The sequence below is a fragment of the Yersinia sp. J1 genome (assembly GCF_050586585.1).
GTDB classification, from domain to species: domain Bacteria; phylum Pseudomonadota; class Gammaproteobacteria; order Enterobacterales; family Enterobacteriaceae; genus Yersinia; species Yersinia entomophaga.
Genome location: NZ_JBOBDP010000022.1, coordinates 1 through 13,310, shown reverse-complemented (window position 1 = coordinate 13,310; position 13,310 = coordinate 1). Strand labels below are relative to the sequence as shown.

The window sequence follows — 13,310 nt, the reverse complement described above, 5'->3', positions numbered from 1 at the left end:
CAAAGACTGAGTTCTTGTGGGGTATTGTAGTCATTTGGCCGGAGTGAAACCAGTGCGGGAAGTCTGAGTTAACCTGCAGTGTTAAGGAAAAATCCGGTACACTGACGTCAGAAAAAATGCCCAAAATGGTGGGCGTAACCTCAATTTTTTGAAGCGTAGCCGAAATGAAAAAATCTCAACAAAGTTACGATGTTGTCGTGGTAGGGGGCGGAATGGTCGGTGCAGCAGCGGCATTAGGGCTGGCGCAACGCGGCTGGTCGGTGGCGCTACTGGAGCATGAAGCACCGCCGGTATTTGATAGCCAAAGCGCGCCGGATCTGCGGATTTCCGCCATTGGCTGTACCTCGGTAGGCTTGCTAAAGCAGCTGGGGGCCTGGCAACGAGTGCAGGAAATGCGTTATGCCCCTTATCGTCGCCTGGAAACTTGGGAAATGCCCGGCTCTAAAGTGGTATTCGATGCGGCATCTTTGTCACTGCCCGAACTGGGTTTTATGGTGGAAAATCGGGTTTTACAGTTGGCGCTGTGGCAACAGATCGATGAGTGCACAAATTTAACGCTACTGTGCCCGTCACGCTTACAAAGCATGGTAAGAGTGGAACAACATTGGCAGCTCACGTTAGACACACAGGAGCAGCTACAGGCGCGTTTGGTGGTAGGTGCCGATGGGGCGAATTCTCTGGTTCGCCGTTTAGCCGGTATTGGCACCAGCGGCTGGCAATATCGTCAGTCTTGTATGTTGATTACCGTAGATACCGGCGCGCCGGCGCAGGATGTAACCTGGCAGCAATTTTTTCCTTCCGGGCCGCGAGCGTTTTTGCCGTTGTTTGATAATTGGGCTTCGCTGGTGTGGTACGACAGTCCGCAACGCATCCGCCAGTTGCAAAGTCTGCCTCTGGCACAGTTGAATCAGGAAATTGCAGCCGCATTTCCTGAGCGTCTGGGGCGAGTGAATGCGATTGCCGCCGGTTCCTTCCCGTTAACCCGTCGTCATGCGCAACGCTATGTGCAATCAGGATTAGTGTTGTTGGGGGATGCGGCTCATACCATCAACCCGCTGGCCGGGCAGGGGGTTAATTTGGGCTATCGCGACGTGGATGCATTGCTGGATGTGATGAATGAGGCGCGAGAGTTGGCCGAGCCTTGGGATAGCGAAACCGTATTGCTGCGTTATCAACGTAAACGGCGTACCGACAATCTGATGATGCAAAGCGGAATGGATTTATTCTACACCGCGTTCAGCAATGATTTACCGCCGGTGAAAATGGTCCGTAATCTGGCATTGATTGCCGCCCAGCGAGCAGGAAAATTAAAAGAACATGCGTTGAAATACGCCCTGGGATTATAACAATCTCTTTCCGAGCGGCTTATCAACAACAGATAGGCCGCTGAACCCTCGAATATTTCCCGCTGGTTTCTCTAACTTGTTCGTTCTGCGAACCATCCAGTTTGGATAATTTATCAAAAACAGAAAAGCAAAAAGCCCGCCGAAGCGAGCTTTTCTAAATATGGCTGGGGTACCAGGATTCGAACCTGGGATGCTGGAATCAGAATCCAGTGCCTTACCGCTTGGCGATACCCCAAAAGATGGTGGCTACGACGGGAATCGAACCTGTGACCCCAGCATTATGAGTGCTGTGCTCTAACCAGCTGAGCTACGTAGCCATCTTTAAATCTTTTAAAACAAGAAATTGTATGGCTGGGATACCAGGATTCGAACCTGGGAATGCCAGGATCAAAACCTGGTGCCTTACCGCTTGGCGATATCCCAACTGATATACAATTCTTTTTAATCACAACTTAAGTTTGACAGTATTCCATTTCAGAGAAATGGCTGGGATACCAGGATTCGAACCTGGGAATGCCAGGATCAAAACCTGGTGCCTTACCGCTTGGCGATATCCCATCTACTGTGACAACCGATGAAAATGGTGCGGGAGGCGAGACTTGAACTCGCACACCTTGCGGCGCTAGAACCTAAATCTAGTGCGTCTACCAATTTCGCCACTCCCGCATACATGAAAAAAGATGGTGGCTACGACGGGAATCGAACCTGTGACCCCAGCATTATGAGTGCTGTGCTCTAACCAGCTGAGCTACGTAGCCATCTTTTTTTCTGCACAACCTTCATCGGCGTTGCGGGGCGCATTATGCGTATATGGCCGATTTGCGTCAACTAGTTTTTTCCCTAAAAAGCGCTGAAAGGGTTCGTTTGTTTGGCTTGTGAACAGTCTGGCGATAAATTAGGCAATTATAGAGATTCATTGTTGAATTTTACGACAAAATAAAAGGTTAAAAGCGGCAGGTCTATTGACTTGCGGGGGAATTAAGTAAGCGAATTTTCGGTGAAAGAAACAGGACGACCCAAAGGCCGCCCTGTTGAACGCTATTGACGAGGTTCGCTGCGCTGAATGAGGCAACAGAAACCGCAAACTATGACTTATATGCATCCTGATGCACGCCTACGGCACGGCCGGATGGGTCATCCATATTTTTAAAGGATTCATCCCACTCAATGGCTTTTGCTGATGAACAGGCCACTGATGGTCCGCCCGGCACGCATTCCGCTGCGCTTGGCAGTGGGAATAACTCTTCAAAGATCACGCGATACAAATAAGCTTCTTTCGAATTTGGCGTGTTGTAAGGGAAACGGAAATGAGCGGTTTCCAGTTGTTGATCGGTAACTTGCTCTGCCGCCATTGCTTTTAACGAGTCGATCCAGCTATAGCCGACTCCGTCGGAGAATTGCTCTTTCTGACGCCAGGCCACGCTGTGAGGCAGATCCGCAGAGAAACATTCGCGCAGAATATGTTTCTCCATTTTTCCATTTCCGCACATTTTATCCTGCGGATTAATACGCATCGCCACGTCGAGGAAGTTTTTATCCAGGAAGGGCACGCGAGCTTCTACGCCCCAGGCGGACATAGCTTTGTTGGCGCGAGCGCAGTCATACATATGCAGAGCCAGCAATTTACGTACGGTTTCTTCGTGCAACTCTTTGGCATTTGGCGCTTTATGGAAATAGAGATAGCCGCCGAAGACCTCATCGGAACCCTCGCCGGATAGAACCATCTTAATGCCCATTGCTTTGATTTTACGTGACATCAAATACATTGGCGTTGAGGCGCGAATGGTCGTTACGTCATAGGTTTCAATGTGATAAATCACATCGCGAATCGCATCCAGCCCTTCCTGCACGGTGAAATGAATTTCGTGATGCACGGTGCCTAAATGGTTCGCTACTTCCTGCGCGGCTTTCAGATCCGGCGATCCCACCAGACCGACGGCGAAGGAATGCAGCTGCGGCCACCAGGCTTCGCTACGCTCATCGTCTTCTACCCGACGGGCGGCAAATTTCTTGGTAATTGCCGAAATTACTGAGGAATCCAGCCCACCAGAAAGCAGAACGCCGTAAGGCACATCTGACATCAGGTGAGTTTTCACCGCTTCTTCCAGCGCGTTGGCCAACTGATTTTTATCGGTAACGTTGTCTTTTACATTTTCGTAATCGAACCAGTCACGGTGGTAATACTCGCGAATTTCTCCGTCCTGACTCCATAAATAGCTACCGGCAGGGAATTCTTTAATCGTGCGGCATACCGGAACCAGCGCTTTCATTTCAGAAGCCACGAACATATTGCCGTGCTCATCATGGCCCATATACAGCGGAATAATCCCCATATGATCGCGGCCAATCAGGTACGCGTTTTTCTCGGCGTCATACAGGATAAAGGCAAACATTCCTTGCAGATCGTCAAGGAAATCAGGGCCTTTTTCCTGATACAGCGCCAGAATGACTTCGCAGTCTGAACCGGTCTGAAACTCAAAGTGGTCGCCATACTGTTGACGCAACGCCTGATGGTTATAAATCTCGCCGTTAACCGCCAGCACATGAGTACGCGCGGTGTTATACAGCGGCTGAGCACCTGCGTTAACGTCCACAATAGACAAACGCTCATGGGCTAAAATAGCGTTATCACCGGCATAAATCCCGGACCAATCCGGCCCGCGGTGGCGCATCAATCGCGACATTTCCAATGCAGTTTTGCGTAATTCGATTGGATCGGTTTTTAGATCGAGCACCCCGAAAATAGAACACATAATTATCTCCCTAACTTCTTTAGCCTGTGGCGGTGATGATGTTGATGTTGTGTTTGTCGTTACGCTTGGGTGGAACGACTCCATCCCCTTAATTTTTCACGCTGCAATATGAAATTTTTCAGGTATGTAACGACGAGTAATAAGAAAAATATGCAAAAAACACGCCAATATAGAAGGTTGTTGTTTTGTGAATTTTGGCGGTGTGGAAAATATGCATTACAAGAAAATGCGCCAAAAGGGGGAGTTAATGCAAGAACTTTGGTGCAACGCACCAAAAAAGGGAATCCCTGGCATTTTTCACGCCGCAGCGGCGTTGGCGCTTTCGCCCCCCTAATCACTTAGTAGGCTAATGGATTCATTTCATTGCCGCCTTGTTGCAACACGAAATCCATGGGGGAGTGGATGAATTTGAACTGTTGATAAAGCTAATGATTAGGGGGGATGGGATCGTAGTGGCGTGAGCCACCGGAGCCCCCTTGTTGCGGTAGGCCCAGGTAACTCGAACGGTTACATTGTTCAGATCACCGTGGCATTGAGTGCTTTCTTCAACCCGTCTTTGAACTGGAGTGAGCGTTCAGGAATTGAGAGTGATAGGCGATTAACGGGGCTGGTTTCTAGGCAAAATATGGCAATGGACTGTATTGCAATAACGAATAAAAGAAGTGGCGGCTGCTTTGCCGCCATCATCTTTAGGAATGCTTAGATAATATCTATATCTTCTACTGATGGATAAACGTAGCTTGGACGGAAAGGCATAGCCTCAATGTCGTCCAGCGTTGAAACACCGGACAAAACCAAAATCGTTTCCAAACCGGCCTGGAAGCCAGCCAGAATATCGGTACGCAGATTATCACCAATAATCACGGTATTTTCCGAATGACCCTGCATCTTATTCAGCGCAGCCCGGATAATCCACGGGCTAGGCTTGCCGACGTAAAACGGCTTACGGCCAGATATTTTCTCAATCGGCGCGCAAAGAGCGCCGCAGGCCGGTGCAAAGCCGCGCGCGTGGGTATCCGGATTGGTCGCGATAAAACGTGCGCCGTTGGCCACGAAGAACGCCGCCTTATGCATCATTTCCCAGTTGTAGGAGCGGGTTTCACCCACAATCACAAAGTCAGGATTGATATCGGTGATGGTAAATCCTGCTTTATATAGCTCGTGAATTAATGCGCCTTCGCCCACCACATAGGCTTTTTTACCTTCCTGACGTCGCAGAAAATCTGCAGTAGCCATTGCCGAGGTATAAAACGCGCTTTCCGGCACTTCCAGCCCTGCAGCCGCAAAGCGGTTAGCCAGATCCTGAGCGGTTTGCGAAGGGTAGTTAGTGAGGATCACCAGCGGCATTCCCTCATGCTGAATTCGAGCCAGAAAAGCGTCAGCACCGGGAACGGCGGTGTTGTCATGCAACAACACGCCGTCGATATCACAGATAACGTTTTTAATTGTCATTGTTTTCATTACTCATTAGCACGGCAAGGTGCCACTATAACATGCAGGCTAAAGGAATGAGCAGGCAGATAAACGGAAACTTAATGCCGTTTAGCTGCCGAAAAAGTGAGGAATCAGTTTTCGAGTAAACGCTGTAATAGAACGCCGTTCAGCATGGCGCGTTTGGCCAAGGCGAAAGCGCCGATAGCAGAGCCATGGTCTAACTGGGAAGTCACCACCGGCAGATTTTTGCGGAAATCTTTTAGCACCTGATTGTTGATGCAGCTTTGAATCGCCGGTAGCAACACTTTTTCGGCTTCGATTATCTCGCCGGCAATCACCACTTTCTGCGGATTAAACAGGTTGATCACCATAGAAATGGCTTTGCCGAGGTAACGACCTACGTGCTCCAGTACCTCACAGGCCAACAGATCACCGCGATTGCTCGCCTTACAAATGGCGCTGATATTGCAGTCTTCCAGCGTAAGTTTGCTCGCATAGCCTTGAGTCAATAAGTGACGCACCCGATTTTCGATGGCGGCGTTGGACGCCACGGTTTCCAGACAGCCAAAATTACCGCAGTAGCAGCGTTCGCCTAAAGGATCGATTTGAATATGGCCGATTTCACCGACGTTTCCGTTGCTGCCGAGGAAAATCTGGCTGTTAACAATAATACCGGCACCGGTTCCGCGATGCAGACGCACCAATACGGAGTCTTCGCAGTCTTTGGTTGCGCCAAAGTAGTGTTCCGCCAAGGCCAAACTGCGGATATCGTGACCGACAAAACTGGGCACGTTGAAACGTTCTTGTAAATTGTCCACCAACGGCCAGTTATCAACACTGATATGCGGCATATAGCGCACCACGCCTGTATCAGGATCGACCAGACCCGGCAGAATGACCGCAATAGCAATCAGTTCACGCAGCTTGCGCTGAAATTGCTCAATAAACTGGCTGATGATATTAAACAGCGCGTGTTCCAGCGTTTCTTGGGTACGTTCCGGCAGTGGGTAATGTTCTTCACCGAGAGATTTTCCGCTCATATCATACAACGTGATAGTTGCGTCATGGCGGCCTAAACGGACGGCAATAGTATGGAACTGGCGGTTTTCCGTTACGATAGAAATTGCGCGGCGACCGCCGGTGGAGGCTTGCTGATCGACTTCTTTGATCAGCCCACGCTCCAACAGCTGGCGAGTAATTTTAGTGACGCTGGCAGGGGCGAGATGGCTGAGATCGGCTATTTGAATGCGCGATATCGGGCCTTGCTGGTCAATGAGCCGATAAACCACGGCGCCATTGAGTTGCTTCACAAGATCCACGTTGCCAATTTGTGCCTGTCCGCCGGTGCTCATCAATAAATTTACTCGCTTTGTGTCAAACTTCGTTGCCGTTAACGATAGTTTTGGTGATTTTATAATCGCGGGTAAAGGCAGTCAGGTTGGCCACTTTGCCGATTTCAATGCTCCCTAACTGCTTCTCCACGCCGATAGCGCGGGCCGCATACAGTGTTGCCATGCGCAGTGCTTCATCCAGTGGAATGCCTACATGCTCGACGCTATTTTGCACAGCTTCAATCATCGTTAGCGCGGAGCCACTCAGGGTTCCGTTTTCATCCACGCATAGTCCATCGCGATAGTATATTGTTTTGCCCGCAAAAATGAACTCTTCAATGTCAGCACCGGCTGGCGCTGTGGCGTCGGTCACTAGCACCAACTTCTCGCCTTTCAGCCGTTTCGCGTTGCGAATACTGGCCCAGGCAACGTGATGACCATCGGCGATCACGCCGGTATACACTTCTGGCGTGTCGAAGATCGCACCCATCAGACCCGGTTCGCGGCCAGTGATATATGGCATGGCATTATACAAGTGGGTCGCAAAACTGATACCCGCGCCAAAACCGACTCGCGCCTGCTGATAAGTGGCATTCGAGTGACCGGCAGAAACTATAATGCCAGCGTCTGCCAACTGACGGATATATTTGGCTTCCACCATTTCTGGCGCCAGCGTGACCTTGGTAATGACGTCCGCATTGGCACACAGATAATCGATCATTGCCGCATCAGGTTTACGAATAAATGCTGGGTTATGCGTTCCCTTTTTTAACGGGCTTAAATAAGGTCCTTCCAGATGCAGGCCGAGAGCCTGATTCTGATGTTTTTCCAGATAGGCACGCATCACATTGACGGCGTGCTTCATATAATCGTCGCTGCAGGTAATCAGCGTTGGCAGATAGCTGGTACAGCCGGATTTCTCATTGGCACGCTGCATGATTTCCAGCGTCTGTTCGGAGATAGCTTCAAGAGAATCGTTAAACTGCACGCCACCGCAACCATTCAATTGAACATCGATAAAACCGGGGGCTAGGATGGCGCCACCCAGATCGCGCTGTTCGATATCGGCAGGCACTTCAGCCAGCGGACAAATGCGTTCAATCAAACCGTCAGCCACGACTACAGCGTGATTATCCAGTATTTCATGGCCGGTATAAATGCGACCGTGTGTTAAAGCATACATCGGAGCCCCCTGAGACTATTAAAGATCTTTAACGTTTTCTGCTTCTAATTCAGTGAAGTATTTTACGGTTTTTACTTTCAATTCCATAGTAGAAGCTTCGTCGCACACCATCACGGCTTTGGCATGCAGTTGCAGGCAGCTAATGGTCCACATATGGTTGATATTGCCTTCTACCGCCGCTTGCAGCGCCAGCGCTTTAGCGTGACCTGTCACCAGAATCATCACTTCTTCCGCGTCCAGCAAAGTTCCCACACCGACGGTCAGTGCGTATTTAGGCACGAGGCTTGCATCGCCACCGAAGAAGCGGGAATTCGCGATGCGAGTTTCCTGCGTCAGGGTTTTGATTCGGGTGCGGGAGGCCAGTGAAGAAGCCGGTTCGTTAAACGCGATATGACCGTCGTTACCTACGCCACCCATGAACAGGTTAATTTTACCGTAGGACTTAATTTTCTCTTCGTAACGACGACATTCTTCATCCACATCAGGGGCGTTGCCGTTAAGCAAGTTGATGTTTTCCTGTGGGATATCCACATGGTCAAAGAAATTCTGATACATGAAGGTGTGATAGCTTTCCGGATGATCGGTTGGCAAACCTACGTATTCATCCATGTTGAAAGTCACGACATGCTTGAAACTAACTTCACCAGCTTTATGCATTGCAATCAAATGCTTGTACGCTTCCAGCGGAGTGCCGCCGGTAGGCAGACCCAGCACAAAAGGACGCTCCGCGGTCGGTTTGAACGCATTGATGCGGCTAACGATATGTCGTGCTGCCCATTTGCCGACTTCTGCGGGAGTTTTCAGTGGGATAAGTCTCATCATGCACCTCATGGTTTAGTCAAAAATGTCTATACTGTACGCGGTTTGAATCGGTGATCTAAGGGTAACTCAGATTTTGATTCGCGCTTTGGTACAATGCTATGTTGATTTTTCGGATGATAAAATAAGTTTTGTGTCGTGGCTAGCAGATTGGTGTTTTTTGACTGGTTTTTGGTGACTGTTATCACAAAAAAGGAGGTTTTAATTTGCGATACGAAATAATTTTTTTACACTCCGCAATGAGTAATACGTGCCATGCGTTTTTTCTAAAAGGTAGTGAACAAAACAAATAAACTACTTAAAGGGTCCGATATCGGACGAATAGGGGGAAAGGTGAATATTCTTAGTTACTTGCAAAAAGTGGGGCGGGCTTTGATGGTCCCTGTGGCCACACTGCCCGCAGCCGCGATACTCATGGGTGTGGGTTACTGGATTGACCCAGTAGGCTGGGGGGGGGATAACGCATTAGCGGCGTTATTTATCAAATCCGGTTCTGCGATCATCGATAACATGTCTGTGCTGTTCGCCATTGGTGTGGCTTACGGTATGTCTAAAGACAAAGACGGTGCTGCTGCGCTGACCGGTTTTGTCGGCTTCCTGGTTCTGACTACTCTGTGTTCCCCGGCCGCTGTGTCGATGATTCAAAAGATTCCTGTGGATCAGGTTCCGGCTGCGTTCGGTAAAATCAACAACCAGTTCGTGGGTATCCTGGTGGGTATCATCTCGGCCGAGTTGTACAACCGCTTTAGCCATGTAGAGCTGCCAAAAGCGCTGTCCTTCTTCAGCGGCCGTCGTCTGGTGCCAATCCTGACTTCCTTCCTGATGATTGCCGTTGCCTTTGTTCTGATGTATCTCTGGCCGTTGATTTACAACGCGTTGGTGACTTTCGGTGAATACATCAAAGATATGGGCTCCGTTGGCGCAGGTATCTATGCCTTCTTCAACCGTTTACTGATTCCGGTCGGTTTGCATCACGCCCTGAACTCCGTGTTCTGGTTTGATGTTGCCGGTATTAACGATATTCCTAACTTCCTGGGTGGCCAACAGTCTATTGACGCCGGTAAAGCGGTTGTAGGTATCACCGGTCGTTATCAGGCGGGCTTCTTCCCAATCATGATGTTCGGTTTACCTGGCGCGGCGTTGGCGATTTATCACTGCGCACGTCCAGAAAACAAAGCCAAAGTGGCGGGTATCATGATGGCGGGTGCCTTTGCCGCCTTCTTCACCGGTATCACCGAACCTCTTGAATTCTCCTTCATGTTTGTTGCTCCGGTGCTGTACTTCATTCACGCCGTGCTGACCGGTATTTCCGTATTCATCGCTGCCAGCATGCATTGGATAGCTGGCTTCGGTTTCAGCGCCGGTCTGGTGGATATGGTGCTGTCTTCACGTAACCCGTTGGCCACTCATTGGTATATGCTGATTCCGCAGGGCCTGGTGTTCTTCGCCATCTACTATGTGGTATTCCGTTTCACTATCAACAAATTCAACCTGCTGACCCCGGGTCGTGAACTGGCGACTGCCGGTGACGAAACCGACGGCTACGATGTTGACGTGGATAATGCTAATCCAAATAACGAGAGCGAAATCAACGCACTGGCTCGCCGTTATGTGGGTGCCATCGGTGGTTCAGATAACCTGACCAACATTGATGCCTGTATTACTCGTCTGCGTTTGAACGTGAAAGATTCTGCGTTGGTTAACGATAGTCTGGCTAAACGCCTGGGCGCGTCGGGTATCATTCGCCTGAATAAACAAAGCGTACAAATCATCGTTGGTACTCGTGCAGAACTGATCGCTGGCGCAATGCGTACCGTACTGGCCAGTGGCCAGATTCCTGCGGCCAGCGCTTCAGCTGCGGCAGAAATTAAGCCTCAGGCGGTGATCAATACGCCTAAAGCCCCATCTTTGGTGCTGGTGGCACCGGTAACCGGTGACGTGGTTGCGTTGGAGCAGGTTCCAGACGAAGCCTTTGCCAGCAAAGCAGTCGGTGATGGCGTAGCCATTCGCCCAACGGATAAAACCGTGGTTTCGCCTGCTAGCGGCACTATTGTTAAGATCTTTAATACTGACCATGCTTTCTGTCTAGAAACCGACACTGGCGCTGAAATCGTTGTCCACATGGGCATAGATACGGTGAAACTGAACGGTCAGGGCTTTGCTCGTCTGGTGGAAGAGGGGGCAGTGGTAGAAGCGGGTCAACCGATTCTGGAACTGGATCTGGCCTACCTGAACGCCAACGCGCGCTCTATGATTAGCCCGGTAGTTGTTAGTAATATCGATGATTACGCCGGTATTACTCTGCTGGCTGGCGACACCGTGGTGGCAGGTCAGACCAAACTGTTTGAAATTCGCGGTAAATAAGGCGTTAACGCGCTAATTATCTGTTCCGAATAGCAAACATATCAACGGGAAGGGAGCGATCTCTTCCCGTTTTTTTATGCCAAAACGCCAATCCCCCCTTTTTACTGTAACAAACGGTTGTTTCCGGGCCGGGCTTGTTGGATTATAGGCGGTTATGTGTTTGCGCTTTGCATTGAGGAATAAAGCAATGAGTGAGGCAGAAGCCCGCCCAAGTAATTTTATCCGTCAAATTATCGACGAAGATTTAGCCACCGGTAAGCATACATCGGTACATACTCGTTTTCCGCCTGAGCCAAATGGTTATCTGCACATTGGCCATGCGAAGTCTATTTGCCTGAACTTTGGTATTGCACAAGATTATCAGGGCCAGTGTAACCTGCGCTTTGATGACACCAATCCGGTAAAAGAAGACGTCGAATTTGTTGAGTCAATCAAGCAAGACGTGGAGTGGCTGGGCTTCGAATGGAGCGGTAAAATCCGCTATTCATCCGATTACTTCGATCAACTGCATCAGTATGCGATTGAGCTGATTAACAAAGGTCTGGCCTATGTTGATGAGTTGAGCGCAGAGCAGATGCGTGAATATCGTGGCACCCTGACAACTCCGGGTAAAAACAGCCCGTATCGCGATCGCAGCGTGGAAGAAAACCTGGCGCTGTTTGAAAAAATGCGTGCCGGTGAATTTGCCGAAGGCGCTGCCTGCCTGCGTGCCAAAATCGATATGGCTTCGCCATTTATCGTGATGCGCGATCCGGTGCTGTACCGCATTAAATTTGCGGAACATCATCAGTCTGGCAATAAGTGGTGCATCTACCCGATGTATGACTTTACCCACTGCATTTCCGATGCGTTGGAAGGGATTACCCATTCGCTCTGTACTTTGGAGTTCCAGGATAACCGCCGTCTGTACGATTGGGTGCTGGATAACATTTCTATCGATTGCCATCCACGTCAGTACGAGTTCTCTCGTCTGAATCTTGAGTACGCCATCATGTCTAAGCGCAAGCTGAACCTGTTGGTGACCGAGAAGCTGGTGGAAGGTTGGGATGACCCACGTATGCCTACTATCTCCGGCCTGCGTCGTCGTGGCTATACTGCAGCGTCTATCCGCGAGTTCTGCCGTCGTATCGGCGTAACCAAGCAGGATAACAACGTCGAAATGATGTCGCTGGAATCCTGTATCCGTGATGATCTGAATGAAAACGCACCGCGCGCCATGGCCGTGCTGGACCCAATCAAGGTCATTATTGAGAACCGCAAAGCGGGTGAAGAATGGCTGACAATGCCAAATCATCCGAATAAGCCGGAAATGGGAACCCGCCAAGTTCCGTTCGATAGCGAAATTTATATCGATCGCGCTGATTTCCGCGAAGAAGCCAATAAACAGTACAAACGTTTGGTATTGGGCAAAGAGGTTCGCCTGCGTAATGCCTATGTGATTAAAGCCGAGCGCGTTGAAAAAGACGCCGAAGGTAATGTCACTACGGTTTACTGTAGCTATGACGCGGAAACCCTGAACAAAGATCCGGCCGATGGCCGTAAAGTGAAAGGCGTTATTCACTGGGTTTCAGTTGCTCATGCGTTGCCTGCGGAAATTCGTTTGTACGATCGTTTGTTTAGTGTACCAAACCCCGCGGCGGCAGAAGACTTCCTGTCAACGGTGAACCCAGAGTCTCTGGTTATCCGTCAGGGCTTTGTTGAGCCAAGCCTGGTTGACGCTAAGCCGGAAAAAACCTACCAGTTCGAACGCGAAGGGTATTTCTGCGCTGATAGCCGTTACTCTAGCGCCGAGCATTTGGTATTTAACCGTACCGTTGGCCTGCGTGATACCTGGGCTGCTAAAGCAACTGCCTGATTAGGCTAGTGATTAGTCATATTGAAAAGCGTAGCTTCGGCTGCGCTTTTTTTTTGTCTGTTTTCTGTGTTGTGCTGAATATTCGTTACTATGACTCAACCATTCAACCATTCAACCATTCAACCATTCAACCATTCAACCATTCAACCATTCAACCATTCAACCATTCAACCACTCAACCACTCAACCACTCAACCACTCAACCACTCAACCACTCAACCACTC

8 protein-coding genes and 6 tRNA genes are annotated in these 13,310 nt (G+C 49.8%); 3 read left to right on the top strand and 11 right to left on the bottom strand.

Features of this window, described 5'->3' with window-relative positions; translation table 11 throughout:
- The first annotated feature begins 164 nt into the window (after window positions 1–164).
- On the top strand, window positions 165–1,346 hold the full coding sequence (gene ubiF, locus ACQ4OC_RS18370) for a 3-demethoxyubiquinol 3-hydroxylase (protein WP_064512458.1): 1,182 nt from the start codon (window positions 165–167) through the stop codon (window positions 1,344–1,346).
- Window positions 1,347–1,507: 161 nt separating this feature from the next.
- On the opposite strand, the gene ACQ4OC_RS18365 is transcribed toward ubiF, so the two are convergent.
- The 11 genes from ACQ4OC_RS18365 to nagB form a co-directional block, all read right to left on the bottom strand.
- Window positions 1,508–1,581: transfer RNA gene (locus ACQ4OC_RS18365), tRNA-Gln, on the bottom strand.
- 5 nt (window positions 1,582–1,586) lie between these two features.
- A tRNA-Met gene (locus tag ACQ4OC_RS18360) sits at window positions 1,587–1,663 on the bottom strand.
- A 31-nt stretch (window positions 1,664–1,694) separates the two neighbouring features.
- A tRNA-Gln gene (locus ACQ4OC_RS18355) sits at window positions 1,695–1,769 on the bottom strand.
- Between the two features lie 60 nt (window positions 1,770–1,829).
- Window positions 1,830–1,904, bottom strand: a tRNA-Gln gene (locus ACQ4OC_RS18350).
- A gap of 23 nt (window positions 1,905–1,927) precedes the next feature.
- Window positions 1,928–2,012, bottom strand: a tRNA-Leu gene (locus ACQ4OC_RS18345).
- Between the two features lie 15 nt (window positions 2,013–2,027).
- Window positions 2,028–2,104, bottom strand: a tRNA-Met gene (locus ACQ4OC_RS18340).
- A 327-nt stretch (window positions 2,105–2,431) separates the two neighbouring features.
- Window positions 2,432–4,099, bottom strand: coding sequence for an asparagine synthase B (gene asnB / locus ACQ4OC_RS18335; RefSeq protein ID WP_064512460.1), 1,668 nt, complete (start codon window positions 4,097–4,099; stop codon window positions 2,432–2,434).
- Window positions 4,100–4,798: 699 nt separating this feature from the next.
- On the bottom strand, window positions 4,799–5,551 hold the full coding sequence (locus tag ACQ4OC_RS18330; RefSeq protein ID WP_064512462.1) for an HAD-IIA family hydrolase: 753 nt from the start codon (window positions 5,549–5,551) through the stop codon (window positions 4,799–4,801).
- A gap of 113 nt (window positions 5,552–5,664) precedes the next feature.
- Window positions 5,665–6,885, bottom strand: coding sequence for a DNA-binding transcriptional regulator NagC (gene nagC, locus ACQ4OC_RS18325; RefSeq protein WP_064512464.1), 1,221 nt, complete (start codon window positions 6,883–6,885; stop codon window positions 5,665–5,667).
- Between the two features lie 22 nt (window positions 6,886–6,907).
- Window positions 6,908–8,047 carry an N-acetylglucosamine-6-phosphate deacetylase gene (nagA, locus tag ACQ4OC_RS18320; RefSeq protein ID WP_064512465.1) on the bottom strand — a complete coding sequence of 380 codons (1,140 nt, stop codon included), beginning with the start codon at window positions 8,045–8,047 and terminating at the stop codon, window positions 6,908–6,910.
- An 18-nt stretch (window positions 8,048–8,065) separates the two neighbouring features.
- On the bottom strand, window positions 8,066–8,866 hold the full coding sequence (nagB, locus tag ACQ4OC_RS18315) for a glucosamine-6-phosphate deaminase (RefSeq protein ID WP_064512466.1): 801 nt from the start codon (window positions 8,864–8,866) through the stop codon (window positions 8,066–8,068).
- A gap of 333 nt (window positions 8,867–9,199) precedes the next feature.
- Here nagB and nagE point away from each other — a divergent pair, with 333 nt between their 5' ends.
- Both nagE and glnS read left to right on the top strand, forming a co-directional pair.
- Window positions 9,200–11,230 carry an N-acetylglucosamine-specific PTS transporter subunit IIBC gene (nagE, locus tag ACQ4OC_RS18310; RefSeq protein WP_064512471.1) on the top strand — a complete coding sequence of 677 codons (2,031 nt, stop codon included), beginning with the start codon at window positions 9,200–9,202 and terminating at the stop codon, window positions 11,228–11,230.
- Window positions 11,231–11,417: 187 nt separating this feature from the next.
- Window positions 11,418–13,085: a glutamine--tRNA ligase gene (gene glnS, locus ACQ4OC_RS18305; protein ID WP_064512472.1), complete on the top strand. Its 1,668-nt coding sequence runs from the start codon at window positions 11,418–11,420 to the stop codon at window positions 13,083–13,085.
- Window positions 13,086–13,310: the final 225 nt, after the last annotated feature.

What these genes read in the sequence shown, in the direction of transcription:
- ubiF (WP_064512458.1), top strand. Translation starts at nt 165, where the DNA reads ATGAAAAAATCTCAACAAAGTTACGATGTTGTCGTGGTAGGGGGCGGA.
- asnB (WP_064512460.1), bottom strand. Translation starts at nt 4,099, where the DNA reads ATGTGTTCTATTTTCGGGGTGCTCGATCTAAAAACCGATCCAATCGAA.
- ACQ4OC_RS18330 (WP_064512462.1), bottom strand. Translation starts at nt 5,551, where the DNA reads ATGACAATTAAAAACGTTATCTGTGATATCGACGGCGTGTTGTTGCAT.
- nagC (WP_064512464.1), bottom strand. Translation starts at nt 6,885, where the DNA reads ATGAGCACCGGCGGACAGGCACAAATTGGCAACGTGGATCTTGTGAAG.
- nagA (WP_064512465.1), bottom strand. Translation starts at nt 8,047, where the DNA reads ATGTATGCTTTAACACACGGTCGCATTTATACCGGCCATGAAATACTG.
- nagB (WP_064512466.1), bottom strand. Translation starts at nt 8,866, where the DNA reads ATGAGACTTATCCCACTGAAAACTCCCGCAGAAGTCGGCAAATGGGCA.
- glnS (WP_064512472.1), top strand. Translation starts at nt 11,418, where the DNA reads ATGAGTGAGGCAGAAGCCCGCCCAAGTAATTTTATCCGTCAAATTATC.